This is a genomic window from Kineococcus sp. AC630 (assembly GCF_979255925.1).
Genome location: NZ_CEEDMJ010000004.1, coordinates 1 through 17,698, shown reverse-complemented (window position 1 = coordinate 17,698; position 17,698 = coordinate 1). Strand labels below are relative to the sequence as shown.

The following is a 17,698-nucleotide window of genomic DNA, read 5'->3' as shown; positions in this document are numbered from 1 at the left end:
GGATCAGTCCTCGACGGTGACCGAGACGCGGTCCGGGTAGAACGCCACGTGGCCGGTGATCGGGGCCACCGCGGGGGAGGCGTCCTCGTAGGTCCAGACCACGTCGGTGAGCTCCGCACCGCCCACGATCAGCGAGTAGTACGACGCCTCACCCTTGTAGGGGCACCACGACGTGGTGGCGGTCTTGCGCAGGAGGGCCGGGTCGACGTCGGACAGCGGCAGGTACTGCACGGCAGGGTAGGTCGACTCCTGCAGCGTCTGCGCCGACGTCGAGGTGGCGACCACGGTGTCGCCCACGCGCGCGACGACGCGCCCGGACGTCGGGGTCACGGTGATGGGGTGGTCGGGTCCGGGGACCTTCTGCTGGCGGGTGCTCATGTCCAGGGCAACTCCCGGGCGAGCCGCCCTCTTCCGCCGCGCCACTGCTCCGGAAGGACGAAGTTCGTCACCGGGGGTTGAGACGTCGGACCCGGTGCCCGATACCGGAACGTGGACTCAACTCCCCGCACCGTCGGTCGGAAGGGTGCCCTGCTGTGGTCGCTGAGTGCCCGGAACCCGCGCTCGGCCCGCCTGTGGGCGGCCGTCGCGCTCATGACCACGATCGTGACCTGCCTGGTCTCCGGTGCCACCACCATGGGCGGACTGCACTCCGCCAAGATCATCGCCCTGCTCGGCCTGGGCGCGCTGTCGGCGGTGCTGCTGAGCCTGCCGGTCGAACGGACGGCGCCGCTGGTCGTCCTCGCTCCCCTCGCCGGGGTGGGGGCGGTCGTGTGGCTCGACGTGCTCAGCCACGACGCGGGGGTCACCGGCCAGGTCTTCTTCGTCGTCCCGGTCGTCTGGGCGGCCGCGCAGCTCCGGTTCGCGGGCGCGCTCGTCGTCATGGTCGCCACCCTCACGGGCGAGGCGGTCGTCGTGTTCACGTTCCTGCCCGTCGACCAGGCCGTCACCGACTACGCCTACCTGACCGTCCTGCTGCTGCTCGTCGGTGGTGTCCTCACCCGGGCAGGGGCCACCCAGGAACGGCTCGTCGAGCAGTTGCGGCTCCAGGCCGGCGTCGACTCCCTCACCGGACTCGTCACCCGCCGGGTCCTGGACTCCGCCACCGAGGCCGCCGTCCGCGCCACCGGGAACACCGCCCTCGTCGTCATCGACCTCGACCGGTTCAAGGCCGTCAACGACACCTTCGGCCACCTCGGCGGGGACGCGGCGCTCGCCCACGTCGCGAACCTGCTGACCGGCTGCTGCCGCGACGGCGACGTCGTGGCCAGGATGGGCGGGGACGAGCTCGCCGTCCTGATGCTGGACTGCACGGCCGAGACCGCCGCCCGTCGCGCCCAGGCGTTCGTCGACGTCGTCCGCCGCACGCCCCTCCAGCTGCCCGGCGGGGTCGTCGTGCCGCTCTCCATCAGCGCCGGGCTGTCGTCGATGACCCTCGGGGTGACCCGCGCCGAGGACCTCTACGCCCGTGCCGACTCCGCGCTGTACGAGGCGAAGCGGGCCGGCCGCGACCGCCTCGCCCGCGCCGCCTGAGCTCAGCGCAGCCCGACGGCGTCCAGGCGCCAGAACACCGCGTCGTAGACGAGGGTCCCCGTCATCCACTCCTCGTGGCCCTCCAGCAGCACGACCTGGAACGCGGCCGGTGGGATCCGCAGCGACGGCCGCCGGAAACCGAGGTCCGCACCCGCGCGGAACCCCAGCCGCGAGTAGTACCGGGGATCCCCCTCGAGGAAGAGCAACGGGAACGTGGTCGCCTCGATCGCCGCCGCCACCAGGGCCTTCCCGACCCCCTGGCGCTGGTGCTGCGGCAGCACGCCGAGCGGGCTGAGGACCCCGACGTCGACCAGGCGCGGTGGCGCGTCGAGCAGGTTGCGACCGACCATCACGTGACCCACCACCGCGCCGTCCACCTCCGCGACGAGCGAGACCGGGTTCCCGGCGCGCAGCGCGTCGGTCAGCTCGGCGACCTTCACGCCGTGGTCGCCGAACGCGGCGAGGTGGACGTCGCGGACGGCGTCGTGGTCCCGGCGTTCCTCGGATCTGATGAGCACGCGGAGATTCGAGCAGACCGGGTACTGACCCGTCGAGGAGTTTCCGTTCCACGGGCGACCGCGGGGCGGACCCGCGGCGTGCGGTCCCGTCCCGCGGAGGGCGCACCCATCGGTGTCACCACGTGGAGTGAGGTGTGGGTGAGATGCATCCGGTGCCGGGGCGACCCCTTCGTCACACCCACAGGTGCAACCACGCCCGCGTGACGCGCACGGCATCATCGGCGATGAGTCCTGGTGCGGCGACGAGTCTGCACAGCGCAGAGACCACGAACCGACAGGAGCCGACCGTGCCCGAACCCGTCAAGGGCCCCCCGTCCTACTTCCCCGCCATCGAGGCGAAGTACGGCCACCCCGTCGCGCACTGGCAGCAGGCGCTGCGTGAGCGCAGGGCCGAGCAGCCGGGGGTCAAGCACATGGAACTCGTCGCCTGGCTGAAGACCGAGCACGGCATGGGCCACGGCCACGCGAACGCGCTGGTGGCCGCCACCCCGGCCGAGGACGCCTGAGTCAGACGGCGAGGGGCGCGCCGAACTCCACGTCCGCGGTCGACACCGTGCCGGCCGTGCGGCCGGGGGCGCTCTGGAAGCTCCAGTAGAGGTTCGTGTGCGCGATGACCTGCTCCGGCGGGGGCGCGCCCCACTCGCCGAGGTCCTCGGTGGTGTGGGCGTCGCCCACGAGGGTCACGTCGTAGCCGCGGGTGAAACCGCCGTGCAGCGTCGAGCGGATGCAGGCGTCGGACTGCGCCCCCGTAACGATCAACCGGCCGACGGAGCGTCGCGCCAGCACGGCCTCGAGGTCGGTGTCCTCGAAGGCGTCGCCGTAGCGCTTGTGCACCACGGGTTCGGCCGGGTCGGGGACGAGCTCGGACACGAACTGCCACTGTTCCGACCCCAGTGGGAGTTCCTCGCTGGAGTGCTGCACCCACACGACGGGCACACCGTCGGTGCGGGCGCGGTCGAGCAGGCGCGAGATGTTCGCGACGACGTTCTCGGTGTCCACGCTCGCGCTCATCACCCCCTGCTGGACGTCGATGACGAGCAGGGCGGTCTCGGAGCGGTCCGGCAGGGTCGTCACGGCACGACGTTAGGACTCCCCGCGGGGCGGGCGGAACCCCTCAGAGCGGACGGATCACCGCGTGCGGGGCGACGACGAAGGGCGCAGCGCCCGTCGGGGGGACGACGTTCCACGGCCCGAGGACGTCGCCGGAACCGGGGGTGTCGCTGGGACCGAGGATGCCCTGCTCGGGGAGCGCCGGTAGGTACAGCGGGTGCTCCAGGTGCAGGACGACCGGCGCCACCGGTCGCGGAGCGGCATGCGCGGGAGCCGTGTCGTGGTGCTGGACCAGGCCGAGGACGGCGGAGGCGAGCGCGGCGGCGCCGCCGATCACGGCGAGCGTCGTGGTCTGGCTCATGGCTGCTCCTCTGGGCCGAACGGGTGAGTCGTCCCCGGTGTCGGCATCGACGCGCCAGAACCTGAGCCGGTGTGGAACCGTTGCCGGGTGAAGCGACGGCTGGGTGGGGTGGTGAGCGCCGCCGTGGTCCCGATCGCCGCCGCCGTCGCCGTGTGGTCGCCGCTCGGGAACGCGTTCCCCGCCGAGGCGACGCGAGCGCCCCAGGCCGAGGTCGCCAAGCCCGCGACCCTGCGGACGACGGCCGGGCAGTGCGTCTGGGAACTGCAGCGGGCGGACCCCTACTCCGTCCTCGCCGGCGGGGAAGGCTCCCTCGCGACGTCCGCCCTCTACCGGTTCGCCGACGGCGAGACGCACTTCTGCGTGGCCTTCGCCGCGGGCAGCGTCGACAACCGCGTCGAGGTCGACTCCCTGGGCCGGCAGGTCCTCTGGGGGTGGGTGAAGAACCAGGACGGCTCCTTCGACGCCTCGCTGTTCGGACCCCGGAAGGCCGGCTACGCCCGGGTCGTCGTCTCCACCCCCGACGGCCAGCAGTACCAGGCGATCTTCCTCGACCGGTACTGGTGGACCCCCGTGCACGTCGCGGACCAGTCCCTCCTCGACGACAGCCGGTGGACGGCCTACGACCGCTACGGCCGCCTCGTCGGCCAGGGGCGCGTCTCCACCGACTACTGAAGCGCTGGTGTGGAACGTTCGTCCTCCTGAAGCGTCCTGAGGGTGTGAGAGCAGTCAGCGACGCCCCCGCAGAGGCGACCGTCGAGCGGGACCCCGAGGCCCGGTACCAGGACCTCTTCCGCCGGCACTTCCGCGCGACCGTCCGGCTCGCGCAGCTGCTGGGCGCCGACGACGCCGAGGACGTCGCCCAGGAGGCGTTCGTCCGCCTCCACGAACACCGACGGCGACTGCGCGACCCCGCCGCTGCCCTCGCCCACGTCCGGCGCACGACCGCGAACCTCGCCACCTCCCGGCTCCGCCACCTGCGCGTCGTCCGTCGCACCCCCGGCGAGGTGCCCCGCACCGCGGCCTCCGCCGAGGAGACCGTCGTCGCCGCCGAACAGGTCGACGAACTCCGCACCGCGCTGGGGAAGCTGTCCGCCCGCCACCGCGAGGCCCTCGTCCTGCGCTACTGGCTCGACCTCCCCGTCGCCGAGGTCGCCGACGCGCTCGACGTGCCCGTCGGCACCGCCAAGTCCACGATCTCCCGCGCCCAGGCGGCGCTCGCGAACCTGCTGGAGGACCGCTCGTGAACGCAGAAGAACTCCAGCAGCGCCTCGACGCGGTCGCCGCCCCGCACGGGTCCGCGTCCGAGGACCAGTGGGCGCGCAACCGGGAACTCGTCGGCGCTCGCCGTCGTCGGCGCCGGATCGGGGGTGGTGTCGCCGCCGGTCTCGCGGCCGCGGCCGCCGTCGTCATCGCGGTGACGTGGAACCCTGCCGCGAACCCCCTGTCCGTGCAGCCGGCCGGCCCGGTCCGGGCGCAGGTGGTGGACCCGTCGACCCTGACCTCCCTCGCCGAGAAGTGTCCGCGCAACAGCCCTCAGCTCGCGGTCGTCACTGCGCTCGCGGGCGCGACCAGCGTCGACGGTCGAGGTGTGCTCTACCAGGTCGCGGGTGGCGGGACGTGGTTCTGCGCCTCCCTGGACGCCGGCAGCGTCGGAGGCCGCGTCGGCGTGCTGATCTCGGACGATCGACCCGACGACCAGGCCGACGTGAGCTGGGTCGGTGTCGGGGAGTCCGACCCCGCCACGGCCTCGGTCTTGGGACTCCGCGGAACCGACGACGCCCGCGTCGTGGTGTCGACCCCGGACGGCCGGGAGTTCGAGGCCGCGTTCATCGACCGGTACTGGTGGACGCCGGTGCCCGTCGCGAAGGCGACCGATCTCGACGAGAGCACCTGGGCGGCGTTCGATCGGCAGGGACGGCTCGTCCACCAGGGTCGTCTGTCGAGAACCGCGACGAACTGAGGTTCAGTGGCTCCGCGTCGCGACCCCGGCCACCTCGGCCGCGGCGCGGGCCTGCTCCTCGGGGGTGTGCGTGCTCGTGCAGAGGATCCGGTGCAGCACGATCGCGACGATGGCCCCCGAGGAGATGCCGGAGTCGAAGATCGTCTGGAACCAGTCGGGGGTCCGGGCGTAGATGCCGGAGTTGACCGTCGGCAGCAAACCGACGCCGAGGGCCACGGCGATCATCAGCAGGGCCCGGCTGTCCAGCGTGCAGGACGCGAGCGTTCGGATGCCGCTCGCCGCGACCATCCCGAACAACGCCACCCCGGCCCCGCCGAGGACGGCGACGGGAACGGAACCCACGACGGCGCCGAGCTTCGGCACCAGGCCCAGGACGACGAGGATCCCGCCCGCGAACGTCGCGACGTAGCGGGAACGGACCCCGGACAGGCTCACCAGCCCGACGTTCTGCGCGAACGCCGTGTAGGGGAACGTGTTGAAGACCCCGCCGAGGACGGTGGACAACCCGTCGGCGCGCAGTCCGTCGGCGATGTCGCGGGGTTCGAGGCGCTGGTCGACGATCTCACCGATGGCCAGCACGTCGCCCGTCGTCTCGGTCATGATGACCAGCGCGACGACGCACATCGCGATGACGGAACCCACCTGGAACGAGGGGGCGCCGAACGCGAACGGCGTCGAGATCCCGAACCACGCCTGGTCACCGACCCCGGTCACGTCGACCTTGCCGGCCACCGCGGCGACGACGGTTCCGACGACGATCCCCAGCAGGATCGCGACGCGGGCGACGGCAGGCGGTGCGAGACGTTCGACGAGCAGGATCGCGACCAGGGTGAACAGCGCGAGCAGCAGGTTCGACGGGGCGCCGAAGTCGGCGGTGCCCGTTCCGCCACCGGCCCAGCCGGCGGCGACGCTCATGAGCGACAACCCGATGAGCAGGATGACGGTGCCGGTGACCAGCGGCGGGAAGAACCGCAGGAGCTTCGAGAACACCGGGGCGAGCACCACCATGAACACGCCGCAGGCGATGACCGAACCGTAGATCGCGGCGACCCCGTGCTGGGTGCCGATGGTGATCATCGGGCCGACGGCGGCGAAGGTGCAGCCCTGCATCAGGGGCAGCCGGACCCCGAACCGCCAGAAACCCACCGACTGGACGATGGTCGCGATCCCGGCCACGAACAGGTCCGCCACGATGAGGTGGGCGAGGTCGTCGGGCGACATCCGCCCGGCCGAGATCATCGCCCCGCCGACGATGAGCGGCACCGCGACGGCGCCGGCGTACATCGCGAGGACGTGCTGCAACCCGAGAGGAGCGAGCCGCCGCAGGGGCGGGACCTCGTCGACCGGGTGGACGCCGTGCTGAAGCCGCAGTTCGCTCACCATCACAGCACGCTGGCACGCGAACACCGGCGGCGGAACAGGCTGCGCGGAACTCGCGTGTGAAGAGTGTGTTACGCGGACCGCGTTCCGGGGGGGAGGTCCTCGGGGTGGTCGACGTCCGCAGCCGCCCCCGGAACCTCGACGGCCGTCCACGGGATCTCACCGAAGAGCGCGTTCAGACCGGACCCGGTGTCCGCGAGTTCCAGGGCGCGGGTCACGTGCGCGCGGCCGACCAGCACCGGGTGACCGGGACGTCCGCGCTCGACCCCCCGCGCCAGCACCGTCGGCGAGGCGTGCGCGAGCACGGCCCGCACCCCCGCGACGTCGATCCCGGGCAGGTCGACCAGGGTGACCAGCACCGCCTCGGCCTGTCGGGCCAGCGGGTGCCGCAACGCCCGGGCCAACCCGGCCCCGGGCCCGCGGGAGGAGTCCGGGACCTCGACCGCGACGACCCCGACGGGCAGTTCCTGCCCGGTGCGCAGGGTGACCAGGACGGACGCGCACTCCGCCGCCAGCAGCAGCTCGGCGGTCGCCGCCGCGAACGTCCGGCCGTCGGGGTGATGCAGCAGGGCCTTGGGCGCACCCATCCGCCGGCCCGCCCCCGCGGCCAGCACGATCCCCACGACACCCACCCGCGGATCGAACCATGTTTCCGTCAGGTTTCCCCGCGCGGGTGGGTCGGGGTCGGTTCTGGAGGTTCGTCCAAACCCGTGTCCCGGTGGGCTGGGAACGTTGGTGCCCCGGAGGCTGCGCGCCGGGCGTCGCGCAGGTGACACTGGTCGCAGGAACGTGGAGAGGGGGAGGGTCCGTGGGCATCGGTGAGCTCGACGACGCCGGGACGGCGCGCTGCGAGGAGTTGCTGCGCACCTGCTGCGACGCGCCGGCCTGGGCGGCGCGGACGGCCGCGCGACGCCCCTTCGGATCGCTGGCGAGCCTGCTGGAGATCGCCGACGAGGAACTCGCCGCGACCTCCGAGGCCGACGTCGACGTCGCCCTGGCCGCGCACCCCCGGATCGGGGAACGCTCCGAGAGTGCCGACTCCCGACGTGAACAGGCGGGTGCGCTGGCCGCCGGTTCCGACGTGCTGGACGAGCTCGCGACGGGGAACCGGGCCTACGAGGAGAAGTTCGGGCACGTCTACCTGGTCTGCGCGGCGGGCAAGGGCGCCGAGGAACTCCTCGCGATCCTGGACTCCCGCCTCGACAACGACCCGGACACCGAGCGGAAGGTCCTGCGCGAGGAGCTCGCCGCGATCACCCGGCTCCGCCTGACCCGGCTGGTGGAGTCGTGACCAGCCTCTCGACGCACGTCCTGGACGCCGTCACCGGAACCCCGTCCGCGGGGATGTCGGTGGTGCTGGCCGACGCGGACGGAACCCTCGTCGCGAGCGGGACCACCGACGACGACGGCCGCGCCCGCCTGGCCGAGGAACTCGCGCCGGGAACCTACCGGCTCACCTTCCGGACCGGGCCCTGGTTCACCGCCGCCGGTCGTGAGACGTTCTACCCCGAGGTCGTCGTCGCCTTCTCCGTCGGTGCCGACCGCGCCCACCTGCACGTCCCCCTGCTCCTCTCACCGTTCGCCTACTCCACCTACCGAGGGAGCTGACACGATGGCCGTCTACCTGGCGGGTCACCAGTACGGCAAGGCGGAGAACCGCGTCGTGCGGTTCCAGCGCGACACCCCGCGCCACGAGATCGTCGACCTCAACGTCACCTCCACCCTGCGCGGCGACTTCGCCGACGCCTACCTCACGGGTGACCAGACGAAGGTCCTGCCCACGGACACGCAGAAGAACACGATGTACTCCTACGCCAAGGAGAAGGGCATCGCCAGCGTCGAGGGGTACGCCCTCGACCTGGCCCGGCACTTCGTGGACGACGTGGAACCCGTCAGCGGCGCCCGCATCGATGTCGACTCCTACCTGTGGACCCGCGCCACGGTGAACGGCGCGGAGCACGACCACAGCTGGACGCGCTCCGGCAGCGAGGTCCGCACCGCCGCGATCACGGTGTCCGGCAAGGAGTCCGAGCAGGAGACCCACGTCGTCGCCGGGCTCAAGGAGTTCACGCTGCTCAAGTCCACGGGGTCGACGTTCAAGGACTTCATGGTCGACGAGTACACGACGCTGGAACCCACCGAGGACCGTGTGATGGCGACCTCGCTGGTCGCGACCTGGCGCTACGACGCGACCTGCCTGCAGGAGGGGTTCGACTTCGACGCCGCCTACGACGCCGTCAAGGCCGCCATGGTCACCCAGTTCGCGACGGTGCACTCCAAGGCCCTCCAGCAGACGTTGTGGCTCATGGGCAAAGCTGCGATCGAGACTGTCCCGGCCGTCGCGGAGGTCCGGCTGGTGGCGCCGAACAAGCACCACTTCCTCTACGACCTGGCCCGTTTCGGGGTCCAGAACTCCGGCGAGGTGTTCCACGCCGACGACCGCCCCTACGGCCTGATCCAGGCCGTCGTGGCCCGCGACGACGCCCCGCCCGCTCCGCTCGCGTGGCAGCAGTGACGGGGCAGCGCACGGGACGACGCGTGGGCGACCAGGGGTTCCTCGACCTCGCCGTCGACCTCGCCGTCCGGAACGTCGCCGACGGTGGGGGTCCCTTCGGGGCCGTCGTCGTCCGCGACGGCGTCGTCCTCGCGCGGGGCCAGAACCGCGTGACCCGCGACAACGACCCGACCGCGCACGCGGAGGTCCAGGCGATCCGCGCGGCCTGCCTCGAACTCGGCTCGTTCAGCCTCGCCGGGTGCACGTTGTACTCCAGCTGCGAACCGTGCCCCATGTGCCTGGCGTCCGCGTTGTGGTCGCGCGTGGACCGCGTGCTCTTCGCCGCCGACCGGGACGACGCGGCGCGCGGGGGGTTCGACGACCGTGCGTTCTACGAGTTGTTCGACACCCCGCGTTCGCAGTGGTCGGTCCCCGTCGTCCAGCAGCGCGACGGGAACTCGCCCGCGCCCTTCGACGCCTGGCTCGCGAGCGTCGAACGTGTCGACTACTGACTCAGCTCCGGTCCAGCAGTCCCAGCGCGACCTGCAGGTCCACCACGTCGTCGACGTCGCGCAGGTCGCGGTCGAGCAGCGACTCGACACGGCCGAGCCGGTAGCGCACGGTGTTCTGGTGGACGTGCAGCAGCGCAGCGGTGCGGGTGGGCGAGCGGCCCTCCCGCAACAGCGTCCGCAACGTCAGCAGCAGGTCGGGGTCGTCCAGCACCCCGGCGAGGACGCGCTGGGCGAACAGGCGCCGCTCCTCGACCGGCACCGACCGCAGCAGGTCCTCGACGCCGCCGGTGTCGCGGTCGTGCTCCACGTGGGGGCCCGGTCGGCCCTGGGCGGAGCGCAGCGCCCGCCGGGCTCCGGCGACCGCCTCGGCCCGGTCCTGGACGGCCCGGCTGACCCCGACGACCAGCGGGCGACCCGTGCGGCGCAGTCGTCGCTCGAGGAGGTCCACGTCCTCGGTGAGCACGACGCCGTCCACGACGACGTGCGCCCGGTCCGCGAGGGCGTCCAGGACGAGGTCGAGTTCCTCGGCCACGACGCCCAGGACCGCTCCGGACGGTGCCGCGGGGTTCTCCGGGAGCCGTCGGTGCAGGGCCAGCACCCCGGCCAGCGCCGTGAGGGTCACCTCCGGCAGGCCGTCGGCGACCAGCCGCCACGGTGCGGGGCCGTCGCCGACCGGCCGTCCCGGCGGAGCCAGGGCGAAGAGCAGGTCGACCTCGTCCTCGGAGAGCGGACCGCCCGCGAGCAGCCGGCCGGTCGCGGACAGCACCCGCACCCCGGGCAGCCCGCCCACGACCTCCGACAGCCCACGGCCGGCCGCCAGTGCGGCGAGCAGGCGCTGCACGGTGTCGTCGCGCGGGCCCACGGCGGCGTCGACGAACGCGTTCACCTGGTGGAAGGCGGTCTCGGCCGGGACCGCGAACACCGGCAGCCCCACGGCCTCCGCCGCGGCGACGACGTCCGCGGGCACCTCGCCGAGCAGTCCCTCGCCCACGGCCAGGGCGCACGCGCCCGCGGCTTCGACGGACGCCACGAAGGCGGGGCTGTCGTCGGCGTCGCGGCGCCAGGCCAACCCGGTCAGCACGAGGTGGCCGACGGCGACGTAGCGGCCCGGGTCGCGCAGGTCGACGGTGGTCGTCCCGGTCACCGGGCGGTCCAGGGACGCCTGCGACCCGCCCAGCCAGCGCAACCCGAGGTCGCCCCGGGAGAGGTCGGCCACCCGCACGCCAGCACCTCCGGAAGCAGCCCATGGACCTGAACACGATCGAGACCATCATCCCCGTCCGCGACCGCGACGCGCTGCGTCGCGCCCACGACGGCGACCCGGCGACGTCGGTCCTGGCCGGTGGGACGTGGTTGTTCTCCCTCCCGCAGCCGCACCTGCGGACCCTCGTCGACCTGACGACGTTGGACTGGGAACCCTTCGCCGTCACCGACGCGGGCCTGCGGCTGGCCGCCACCTGCCCCGTCGGGGCCCTGGAGTCGATCCCCGTCCCGCCCGACTGGACCGCGCGGGTCCTGTTCCGCCAGTGCACCCGGGCGCTGCTGGCCTCGTACAAGGTGCGTTCGGTCGCGACCGTCGGCGGGAACGTCTGCGCCGCCCTCCCGGCCGGGGCGATGACGTCGCTGACCGCCGCCCTCGACGGGGTCGCGGAACTCTGGGCGGCCGACGGCGGGGTCCGCCGGGTGCCGGTCGCGGAGTTCGTGACCGGCGACAACCGCACCGCGCTGGAACCCGGTGAGGTGCTGCGGGCGATCGACCTGCCCGCCGGCGCGTTGCGCGCGACGACGGCGTTCCGCCGGGTGGCGCTGGCCCGGCTCGGACGCTCGGCGTCGCTGGTCGTCGGGCGGCGCGAGCTCGACGGGAGGTTCACCCTCACGGTGACGGCGTCCACCCCGCACCCGCTGGTGTTCTCCCACCCCTCCGTCCCGGACCCGCGGACCCTCGTCGCCGAGGTCGAGGAGCGGGTCCAGGCCGGACCGGGGTGGTTCGACGACGTCCACGGCGCCCCCGACTGGCGCCGGGCGACGACGTTGCGCTTCGCCGCCGAGATCGTGGAGGAACTCTCGTGAAGCTCGTGGTCAACGGGGAGACCCGCGACGTCCAACCCCGGGCGGGGCAGTGCCTGCGGACGCTCCTGCGGGAGAGTTCGCACGTCGAGGTGAAGAAGGGGTGCGACTCCGGCGACTGCGGCGCCTGCACCGTCCTGGTCGAGGGGAGCCCGGTCCACTCCTGCCTCTACCCCGCGCTGCGCGCGGCCGACCGGGAGATCACCACCGTCGCCGGACTGGGAACGCCGGAGGCGCTCAGCCCCGTGCAGCAGCGGTTCGTCGACGCCGCGGGTTTCCAGTGCGGTTTCTGCACCGCGGGCATGGTGGTGACGGCCTCGGCGTTCGACGACACCCAGCGCGCCGACCTCGCCGAGCACCTCAAGGGGAACCTCTGCCGGTGCACCGGGTACCGCGCGATCCGCGAGGCGATCACCGGCGGCGACCTGGAACCGTTGCCCACCAGCGGGAAGGTGGGGGAGCGGGTCGGTGCCCCCGCGGGTCGCCGCGTCGTCACGGGCGCGGAGCGCTACACCCTCGACCACGTCCCGGGCGGCCCGGACGAGGTGCCCGGCGACGTCCTGCACGTCGCCGTCCTGCGCAGTCCGCACGCGCACGCCCGGATCACCCGCATCGACCCCGCGGCCGCCGAGACCCTCGAGGGCGTCCACCTCGTGCTGACCCACGAGAACGTCCCGCAGACGCTGTTCTCGACGGGCCGGCACGAGAACCGCCTCGACGACCCGGACGACACGCTGATCCTCGACCCGGTGCTCCGCCACGTCGGGCAACGCGTCGCGGCCGTCGTCGCCGAGGACCTGACGATCGCCGAGGAGGCGTTGCGCCGCATCGTCGTGGAGTACGAGGAACTCCCCGCCGTGTTCGACCCGGCCCTCGCCCGGGAACCCGGCGCACCCCTGGTCCACGGCGACAAGGACGCCACGGCCTCCCGCATCGGCGACCCGCAGCGCAACGTCGTCGCCGAACTGCACGGCGGGGTCGGGGACGTTGACCTGGCCCTCGCCCGGGCCGACGTGACGGTGTCGGGGACCTGGCAGACCCAGCGCGTCTCCCACGTCGCCCTCGAGACCCACGCGGCAGTGTCGTGGCTGGACGAGGACGGCCGGCTGGTCGTCCGGGCCAGCACCCAGGTGCCGTTCCTGGTGCGCGACGAACTCGCCCGCATCCTCGGGTTGGAGCCCGACCGGGTCCGGGTCTTCGCCGCCCGGGTCGGCGGGGGTTTCGGCGGCAAGCAGGAACTCCTCGTCGAGGACCTCGTCGGGTTGGCGACCCTGCGGACGGGACGCGCCGTCCAGTACGAGACGACCCGCGGGGACACCCTCTCGGCGATGCCGACCCGCCACCCGTTCCGGGTGTCCGTGCGGTTGGGGGCCACGCAGGACGGAACCCTCACCGCCCTGGCGTTGGAGGTGCTGTCGAACGCCGGTGCCTACGGCAACCACTCGCCCGGGGTGATGTTCCACGGCTGCCACGAGACGGTGGCGACCTACCGCTGCGAGAACAAGCGGGTCGACGCGCAGGCCGTCTACACGAACACCGTCCCCTCCGGCGCGTTCCGCGGTTACGGACTGGGGCAGGTCGTGTTCGGCCTCGAGTCGGCCATGGACGACCTCGCCCGTGAGCTCGGGATGGACCCCTACGAGTTGCGGCGGCGCAACGTCGTGGTGCCCGGTGACCCGTTCGTCGTGACGTCCTACCCCTCCGACGGGTCCGAGGCCGACGACGGTCTGCGCTACGGCAGCTACGGACTCGACCAGTGCCTCGACCTGGTCGAGGAGGGCATGAGCCGGGACGGCGAACCCGCCCCCGAGGGTCCGCAGTGGCGGACGGGTTCCGGGATGGCGCTGTCGATGATCGCGACCACCCCGCCCCGGGGGCACTTCGCCGACACCAGCGTGCGGTTGCTGGCGGACGGGACCTGGGAGCTGAACGTCGGCACGGCCGAGTTCGGCAACGGGACGAGCACCGTCCACCACCAGATCGCGGTCTCCGCCCTCGGGACGACCGCCGACCGTCTCCGCCTGCGCCAGAGCGACACCGACGTCACGCGGCACGACACGGGCGCGTTCGGCTCGGCCGGTTCCGTCGTCGCCGGCAAGGCGCTGCTGTCGGCGTGCGAGCAGGTCGCGGACCAGGTGCGGACGCTCGCCGCCGACCTGCTCGGAGTGGGAGTGCGGCAGGTGGAGCTCGGCCCCGCGGCGGCGAGCGGCGAAGGCCGGTCGGTGACCCTGCCGGAACTGCACGCGGAGGGTCTGCGCCGCAACGGTTCAGCGCCCGAGGCCCACGGTGATGAGGACGCGGCGCTGCGCTCCGTCGCGTTCAACGTCCAGGGTTTCCGCGTCGCGGTGGACGTCGACTCCGGCGAGGTGCGGATCCTGCGCTCCGTCCACGCCGTCGACGCGGGGACCGTCCTGAACCCGGTGCAGTTGCGGGGTCAGGTCGAGGGCGGTGTCGCGCAGGCCATCGGGTCGTCGCTGTTCGAGGAGGTCCGCGTCGGGCCGGACGGCCGGAGCCCGACGGTGTCGTTGCGGGAGTACTACGTCCCCCGGATCGACGACCTGCCCGACACCGAGGTCCGCTACGCCGACACCTACGACACGATCGGCCCGCTCGGGGCGAAGTCGATGAGCGAGGCGCCCTACAACCCCGTCGCCCCCGCTCTGGCGAACGCGATCCGGGACGCGATCGGCGTCCGGTTGTTCGAGCTCCCGATGTCCGCCGACCGCGTCTGGCGAGCCACCCCCGACGCGTGATCGTGCTGGGACTCCCAGCACGATCACGGGTCGGTGGGGATCAGGAGCGGACGGTGGTCCCGCCGAGGTGCAGGTCGGCGTCGGCGGGCAGTCCGTCGTCGACCCGGACACCGCGGGTGGCGGGTTCCCAGCTCGAGGCCGTCACGGTGTAGTTCCCGCCGGCGACGTCGCTGAACTCGTAGCGGCCGTCGACGTCGGTGGTGGTGACCTCCGCGACCCGGCCGGTCGCGTCGACGAGGGTCACGGTCGCGCCGGCGTGGGCGGTGGAACCCGCGCCGGCGGTCACGGTCCCGGTCACCCGGCCGCCGCTGCTGAGGAGCAGGTCCACGACGAGCGCCTCGTCGTCCCCGACCTCGGTGGAACGGGCGGTCGGCCGGCTCCGACCGGAGCGGGTCGTGAGCACGTAGGTGCCGCCGGACAACCCGTCGAACGTGTACCCGCCCTCCGCGTCGGTCGTGGTGGAACCCACGACCCGGCCGGTGACGTCGGTCAGGGTGACGAGGGCGCCGGGGACCCCGGACCTCTCCTGCAGCACCCGTCCGGTGAGCGCGGAACGTCCGGCGAGGGTCACGTCGTGGGTCAGCGCGGAACTCCCGACGGCGACCAGCGTCGCGTGCGGGGACAGGTGCCCGGCCGCCGTGATGAGGAGGTAGGTGCCGCCGGTGGGGACGGGGAGTTCGTAGGCGCCGTTCTCGGTGGAGGTTCCGCGGGCGACCTGGCGGCCGGCGGAGTCGGTGAGGGTCAGGACGGCCCCGGCCAACGGTCGGGAACCCCCGGTCGTGACGTTGCCGCGCACCGCGAGGGCCGGGGTGGGCCGCTGCTGCGGAACCGGGGACGGTTCCCGGGGCGCGGGTTCCGTCGGAGTGGTGTCCACGGCGGCCGGTGCCGCCGTCGCGGGCTGGGCGCGCGGGATGAGCGCCGCGATGACCACGGCCAGCAGCGCAGCACCCGACGCGACGATCAGGATGGTCTTGAAACCCCGTTCCGCCGGGATGGCCACGCCACCGGCGACGACGGCCGAGGAGGCCAGCACCGCGCCGGACACCGCACTGGCGACGGAGGAACCGATGGAGCGGACCAGGGTGTTGAAGCTGTTCGCGGAGGCCGTCTCGCGCACCGGGACGGCGGACATGATGAGCGCGGGCATCGAGCCGTAGGCGAAACCGACGCCGGCGCCGATGATCCCGGTCACGATCGAGAGCTGCCAGACCGCGTCCGTGAAGAACACGCCGACGGCGTAGCCGATCGCGACGACGAGACCGCCGATCATCAGGCTGACCTTGGGCCCGTGGCGACGGGTCACGTTCGCCGAGATCGGCGCGGTCACCATCATGACGAGGCCACCGGGCAGCATCGCGAGGCCGGCGGTGAGCATCGACTTCCCCAGACCGTAACCGGTCTGCGTCGGCAGCTGGATGATCTGCGGGATCACCAGCGACATCGCGAACATGGCGAAACCGAGGGCGACGGAGGCGAGGTTCGTCAGCAGGACCTGCGGGCGGGCGGTGGTGCGCAGGTCGACGAGGGGTTCGCGGCTGCGCAGTTCCCAGATCCCCCAGAGCACGGCGAGGACGGCGCCGCCGACGAGGCAACCGAGCGTCTCGCCGCTCGCCCAGCCCCAGTCCTTGCCCTTGGAGACGCCGAGCAGGATCGCGACGAGGGTCACGGACAGGCCGACCGCGCCCAGCAGGTCGATCCGTCCGCCGCGGGCACCGGACGCGGACGGGATGAGGGTCAGGACGAGCACGAACACGATCGCGCCGAGCCCGCCGGCGACCCAGAACAGCCAGTGCCAGTCGAGGTTGTCGGCGATGAGCGCGGCGGCCGGCAGACCGAGGGCGCCACCGACACCGAGCGAGGCGCTCATGAGCGCGGTGGCCGGCCCCAGCTTCTCGGCGGGCAGGATGTCGCGCATCAGGCTGATGCCGAGCGGGATGACGCCGGCGGCGAAACCCTGGAGGGCCCGGCCGACGATCATCGGCGTGAGGCTGTCGGAGAGGGCGCACACGACCGAACCGATCACCATCGCGGCGATGCTCGCGAGCAGCAGCGGCCGCTTGCCGAACATGTCGCCGAGGCGGCCGGCGATCGGGGTGGCGACCGCGCCGGCGAGCAGCGTGGCGGTGATCGCCCAGGAGGCGTTGGACGCCGAGGTCCCGAGGTAGACCGGGAGCTGACCCACGATCGGGATGACCAGGGTCTGCATGAGGGCGACGGAGATGCCGCCGAGGGCGAGGATCGCGACGATCACGCCGACGGGGCGTTCGGCGTGGCCGGGGGAGGCGGCGACGGGTGCTGCTGCGGACATCGGGGTCCTTCGGTCGTCGAGTTAAGTCAGATGCTTGACTTAGTTGAGCACGGCGACAATGGTCGTCGCAAGGGGCGAGCAGGACCAGAGGGGGAGACGGTGGGACCAGCGGTGCGGAACGCCTCGAGGGGTGAGGCCACGCGGACGGCGATCATCGAGGCCGCCGAACGGCTCTTCGCCGAGCACGGTCTGGACGGTGTCTCGCACCGGCAGATCAGTTCGGCGGCGGGACAGGGCAACAACGCCGCTGTCGGCTACCACTTCGGGACGACGGGCGACCTCGTCGCCGCCATCGTCGAGCGCCACACCACGCCGATCGACGCCCTCCGGGGTGCGATGGCCGACCGTGTCGCGGGGTCCACAGACATCCGGGACTGGGTGGACTGCCTCTTCCGGCCGATGGCCGAGCACCTGGAGTCGCTCGGTTCACCGACCTGGTGGGCCCGGCTGTCCGCCCAGCTCGCCGCCGACCCCCGCCGTCACGCGCTGTACGTCCAGCACGCGCTGCGCTCCGACGCGTTGAGCCGCACCGTCGCGGGCTTCACGGCCTGCCTGCCCGACCTGCCGGAACCCGTCCGGGAGGAACGCGCGGCCATGTCGCGGCTGCTCTCGGTGCACGTCTTCGCCGACCGCGAGACCGCGCTCGCCGAGGGGAGCCCCACCCCCCGGGCGAGCTGGTCCGAGACCGCCGACGGTGTCGTCGACGCGATGGTCGGATTGTGGACGGCCCCGGTCACCCACCCCGCCTGACCCCCCGCGGGGGGG

20 protein-coding genes are annotated in these 17,698 nt (G+C 72.9%); 12 read left to right on the top strand and 8 right to left on the bottom strand.

Annotated features, from left to right (window positions below):
- Positions 1 to 3: 3 nt before the first annotated feature.
- A complete protein-coding gene (locus AC0I8G_RS05245; RefSeq protein WP_471728994.1) occupies positions 4 to 378 on the bottom strand; it encodes a DUF427 domain-containing protein in 375 nt (124 codons plus the stop codon).
- Positions 379 to 489: 111 nt separating this feature from the next.
- Between AC0I8G_RS05245 and AC0I8G_RS05240 the strand changes: the two genes are divergently transcribed.
- Entirely contained in the window at positions 490 to 1,530 is a 1,041-nt protein-coding gene (locus AC0I8G_RS05240; RefSeq protein ID WP_471728993.1) for a GGDEF domain-containing protein, read from the top strand.
- Positions 1,531 to 1,532: 2 nt separating this feature from the next.
- Here AC0I8G_RS05240 and AC0I8G_RS05235 read toward each other — a convergent pair whose 3' ends face one another.
- Entirely contained in the window at positions 1,533 to 2,048 is a 516-nt protein-coding gene (locus AC0I8G_RS05235) for a GNAT family N-acetyltransferase (RefSeq protein WP_471728992.1), read from the bottom strand.
- 287 nt (positions 2,049 to 2,335) lie between these two features.
- Between AC0I8G_RS05235 and AC0I8G_RS05230 the strand changes: the two genes are divergently transcribed.
- A complete protein-coding gene (locus tag AC0I8G_RS05230; RefSeq protein WP_471728991.1) occupies positions 2,336 to 2,554 on the top strand; it encodes a DUF4287 domain-containing protein in 219 nt (72 codons plus the stop codon).
- Between the two features lies 1 nt (position 2,555).
- Here AC0I8G_RS05230 and AC0I8G_RS05225 read toward each other — a convergent pair whose 3' ends face one another.
- Together AC0I8G_RS05225 and AC0I8G_RS05220 are read right to left on the bottom strand one after the other, a co-directional pair.
- Positions 2,556 to 3,122, bottom strand: coding sequence for a cysteine hydrolase family protein (locus tag AC0I8G_RS05225; protein ID WP_471728990.1), 567 nt, complete (start codon positions 3,120 to 3,122; stop codon positions 2,556 to 2,558).
- Positions 3,123 to 3,162: 40 nt separating this feature from the next.
- Positions 3,163 to 3,459, bottom strand: a complete 297-nt coding sequence (locus AC0I8G_RS05220) for a hypothetical protein (protein ID WP_471728989.1) — start codon at positions 3,457 to 3,459, stop codon at positions 3,163 to 3,165.
- A gap of 87 nt (positions 3,460 to 3,546) precedes the next feature.
- Here AC0I8G_RS05220 and AC0I8G_RS05215 point away from each other — a divergent pair, with 87 nt between their 5' ends.
- The 3 genes from AC0I8G_RS05215 to AC0I8G_RS05205 are packed head-to-tail and all read left to right on the top strand — an operon-like array spanning position 3,547 to position 5,419.
- Positions 3,547 to 4,131, top strand: coding sequence for a hypothetical protein (locus AC0I8G_RS05215; protein ID WP_471728988.1), 585 nt, complete (start codon positions 3,547 to 3,549; stop codon positions 4,129 to 4,131).
- A gap of 44 nt (positions 4,132 to 4,175) precedes the next feature.
- Positions 4,176 to 4,703 (top strand): RNA polymerase sigma factor, encoded by a 528-nt coding sequence (locus tag AC0I8G_RS05210; RefSeq protein ID WP_471728987.1) that lies wholly within the window; start codon positions 4,176 to 4,178, stop codon positions 4,701 to 4,703.
- Positions 4,700 to 5,419 carry a hypothetical protein gene (locus AC0I8G_RS05205; protein WP_471728986.1) on the top strand — a complete coding sequence of 240 codons (720 nt, stop codon included), beginning with the start codon at positions 4,700 to 4,702 and terminating at the stop codon, positions 5,417 to 5,419. Before AC0I8G_RS05210 ends, AC0I8G_RS05205 begins: the two co-directional genes overlap by 4 nt.
- Positions 5,420 to 5,422: 3 nt before the next feature.
- Here the strand turns inward: AC0I8G_RS05205 and AC0I8G_RS05200 are convergent, their stop codons facing one another.
- Positions 5,423 to 6,802, bottom strand: a complete 1,380-nt coding sequence (locus AC0I8G_RS05200) for a nucleobase:cation symporter-2 family protein (RefSeq protein WP_471728985.1) — start codon at positions 6,800 to 6,802, stop codon at positions 5,423 to 5,425.
- 68 nt (positions 6,803 to 6,870) lie between these two features.
- On the bottom strand, positions 6,871 to 7,431 hold the full coding sequence (locus AC0I8G_RS05195; RefSeq protein ID WP_471728984.1) for a nucleotidyltransferase family protein: 561 nt from the start codon (positions 7,429 to 7,431) through the stop codon (positions 6,871 to 6,873).
- Between the two features lie 176 nt (positions 7,432 to 7,607).
- Between AC0I8G_RS05195 and uraD the strand changes: the two genes are divergently transcribed.
- Genes uraD through AC0I8G_RS05175 form a run of 4 tightly spaced genes read left to right on the top strand, consistent with a single transcriptional unit; the run spans position 7,608 to position 9,805 of the window.
- On the top strand, positions 7,608 to 8,090 hold the full coding sequence (gene uraD, locus AC0I8G_RS05190; RefSeq protein WP_471728983.1) for a 2-oxo-4-hydroxy-4-carboxy-5-ureidoimidazoline decarboxylase: 483 nt from the start codon (positions 7,608 to 7,610) through the stop codon (positions 8,088 to 8,090).
- Positions 8,087 to 8,407, top strand: a complete 321-nt coding sequence (gene uraH / locus AC0I8G_RS05185) for a hydroxyisourate hydrolase (protein WP_471728982.1) — start codon at positions 8,087 to 8,089, stop codon at positions 8,405 to 8,407. The genes uraD and uraH overlap by 4 nt, the downstream gene beginning before the upstream one ends.
- Positions 8,408 to 8,411: 4 nt before the next feature.
- Positions 8,412 to 9,314 (top strand): factor-independent urate hydroxylase, encoded by a 903-nt coding sequence (gene pucL / locus AC0I8G_RS05180; RefSeq protein ID WP_471728981.1) that lies wholly within the window; start codon positions 8,412 to 8,414, stop codon positions 9,312 to 9,314.
- Positions 9,311 to 9,805 (top strand): nucleoside deaminase, encoded by a 495-nt coding sequence (locus AC0I8G_RS05175; RefSeq protein ID WP_471729220.1) that lies wholly within the window; start codon positions 9,311 to 9,313, stop codon positions 9,803 to 9,805. Before pucL ends, AC0I8G_RS05175 begins: the two co-directional genes overlap by 4 nt.
- A 1-nt stretch (position 9,806) precedes the next feature.
- On the opposite strand, the gene AC0I8G_RS05170 is transcribed toward AC0I8G_RS05175, so the two are convergent.
- On the bottom strand, positions 9,807 to 11,027 hold the full coding sequence (locus tag AC0I8G_RS05170; protein WP_471728980.1) for a helix-turn-helix domain-containing protein: 1,221 nt from the start codon (positions 11,025 to 11,027) through the stop codon (positions 9,807 to 9,809).
- Positions 11,028 to 11,050: 23 nt separating this feature from the next.
- Between AC0I8G_RS05170 and AC0I8G_RS05165 the strand changes: the two genes are divergently transcribed.
- Both AC0I8G_RS05165 and AC0I8G_RS05160 read left to right on the top strand, forming a co-directional pair.
- Positions 11,051 to 11,875: an FAD binding domain-containing protein gene (locus AC0I8G_RS05165; protein ID WP_471728979.1), complete on the top strand. Its 825-nt coding sequence runs from the start codon at positions 11,051 to 11,053 to the stop codon at positions 11,873 to 11,875.
- Positions 11,872 to 14,625, top strand: a complete 2,754-nt coding sequence (locus tag AC0I8G_RS05160; RefSeq protein ID WP_471728978.1) for a molybdopterin-dependent oxidoreductase — start codon at positions 11,872 to 11,874, stop codon at positions 14,623 to 14,625. The genes AC0I8G_RS05165 and AC0I8G_RS05160 overlap by 4 nt, the downstream gene beginning before the upstream one ends.
- A 40-nt stretch (positions 14,626 to 14,665) precedes the next feature.
- On the opposite strand, the gene AC0I8G_RS05155 is transcribed toward AC0I8G_RS05160, so the two are convergent.
- Positions 14,666 to 16,933 carry an MFS transporter gene (locus AC0I8G_RS05155; protein ID WP_471728977.1) on the bottom strand — a complete coding sequence of 756 codons (2,268 nt, stop codon included), beginning with the start codon at positions 16,931 to 16,933 and terminating at the stop codon, positions 14,666 to 14,668.
- Between the two features lie 99 nt (positions 16,934 to 17,032).
- Between AC0I8G_RS05155 and AC0I8G_RS05150 the strand changes: the two genes are divergently transcribed.
- The gene (locus AC0I8G_RS05150) at positions 17,033 to 17,683 is read left to right on the top strand and encodes a TetR/AcrR family transcriptional regulator (protein ID WP_471728976.1); all 651 of its coding nucleotides are present in this window, start codon (positions 17,033 to 17,035) and stop codon (positions 17,681 to 17,683) included.
- Positions 17,684 to 17,698: the final 15 nt, after the last annotated feature.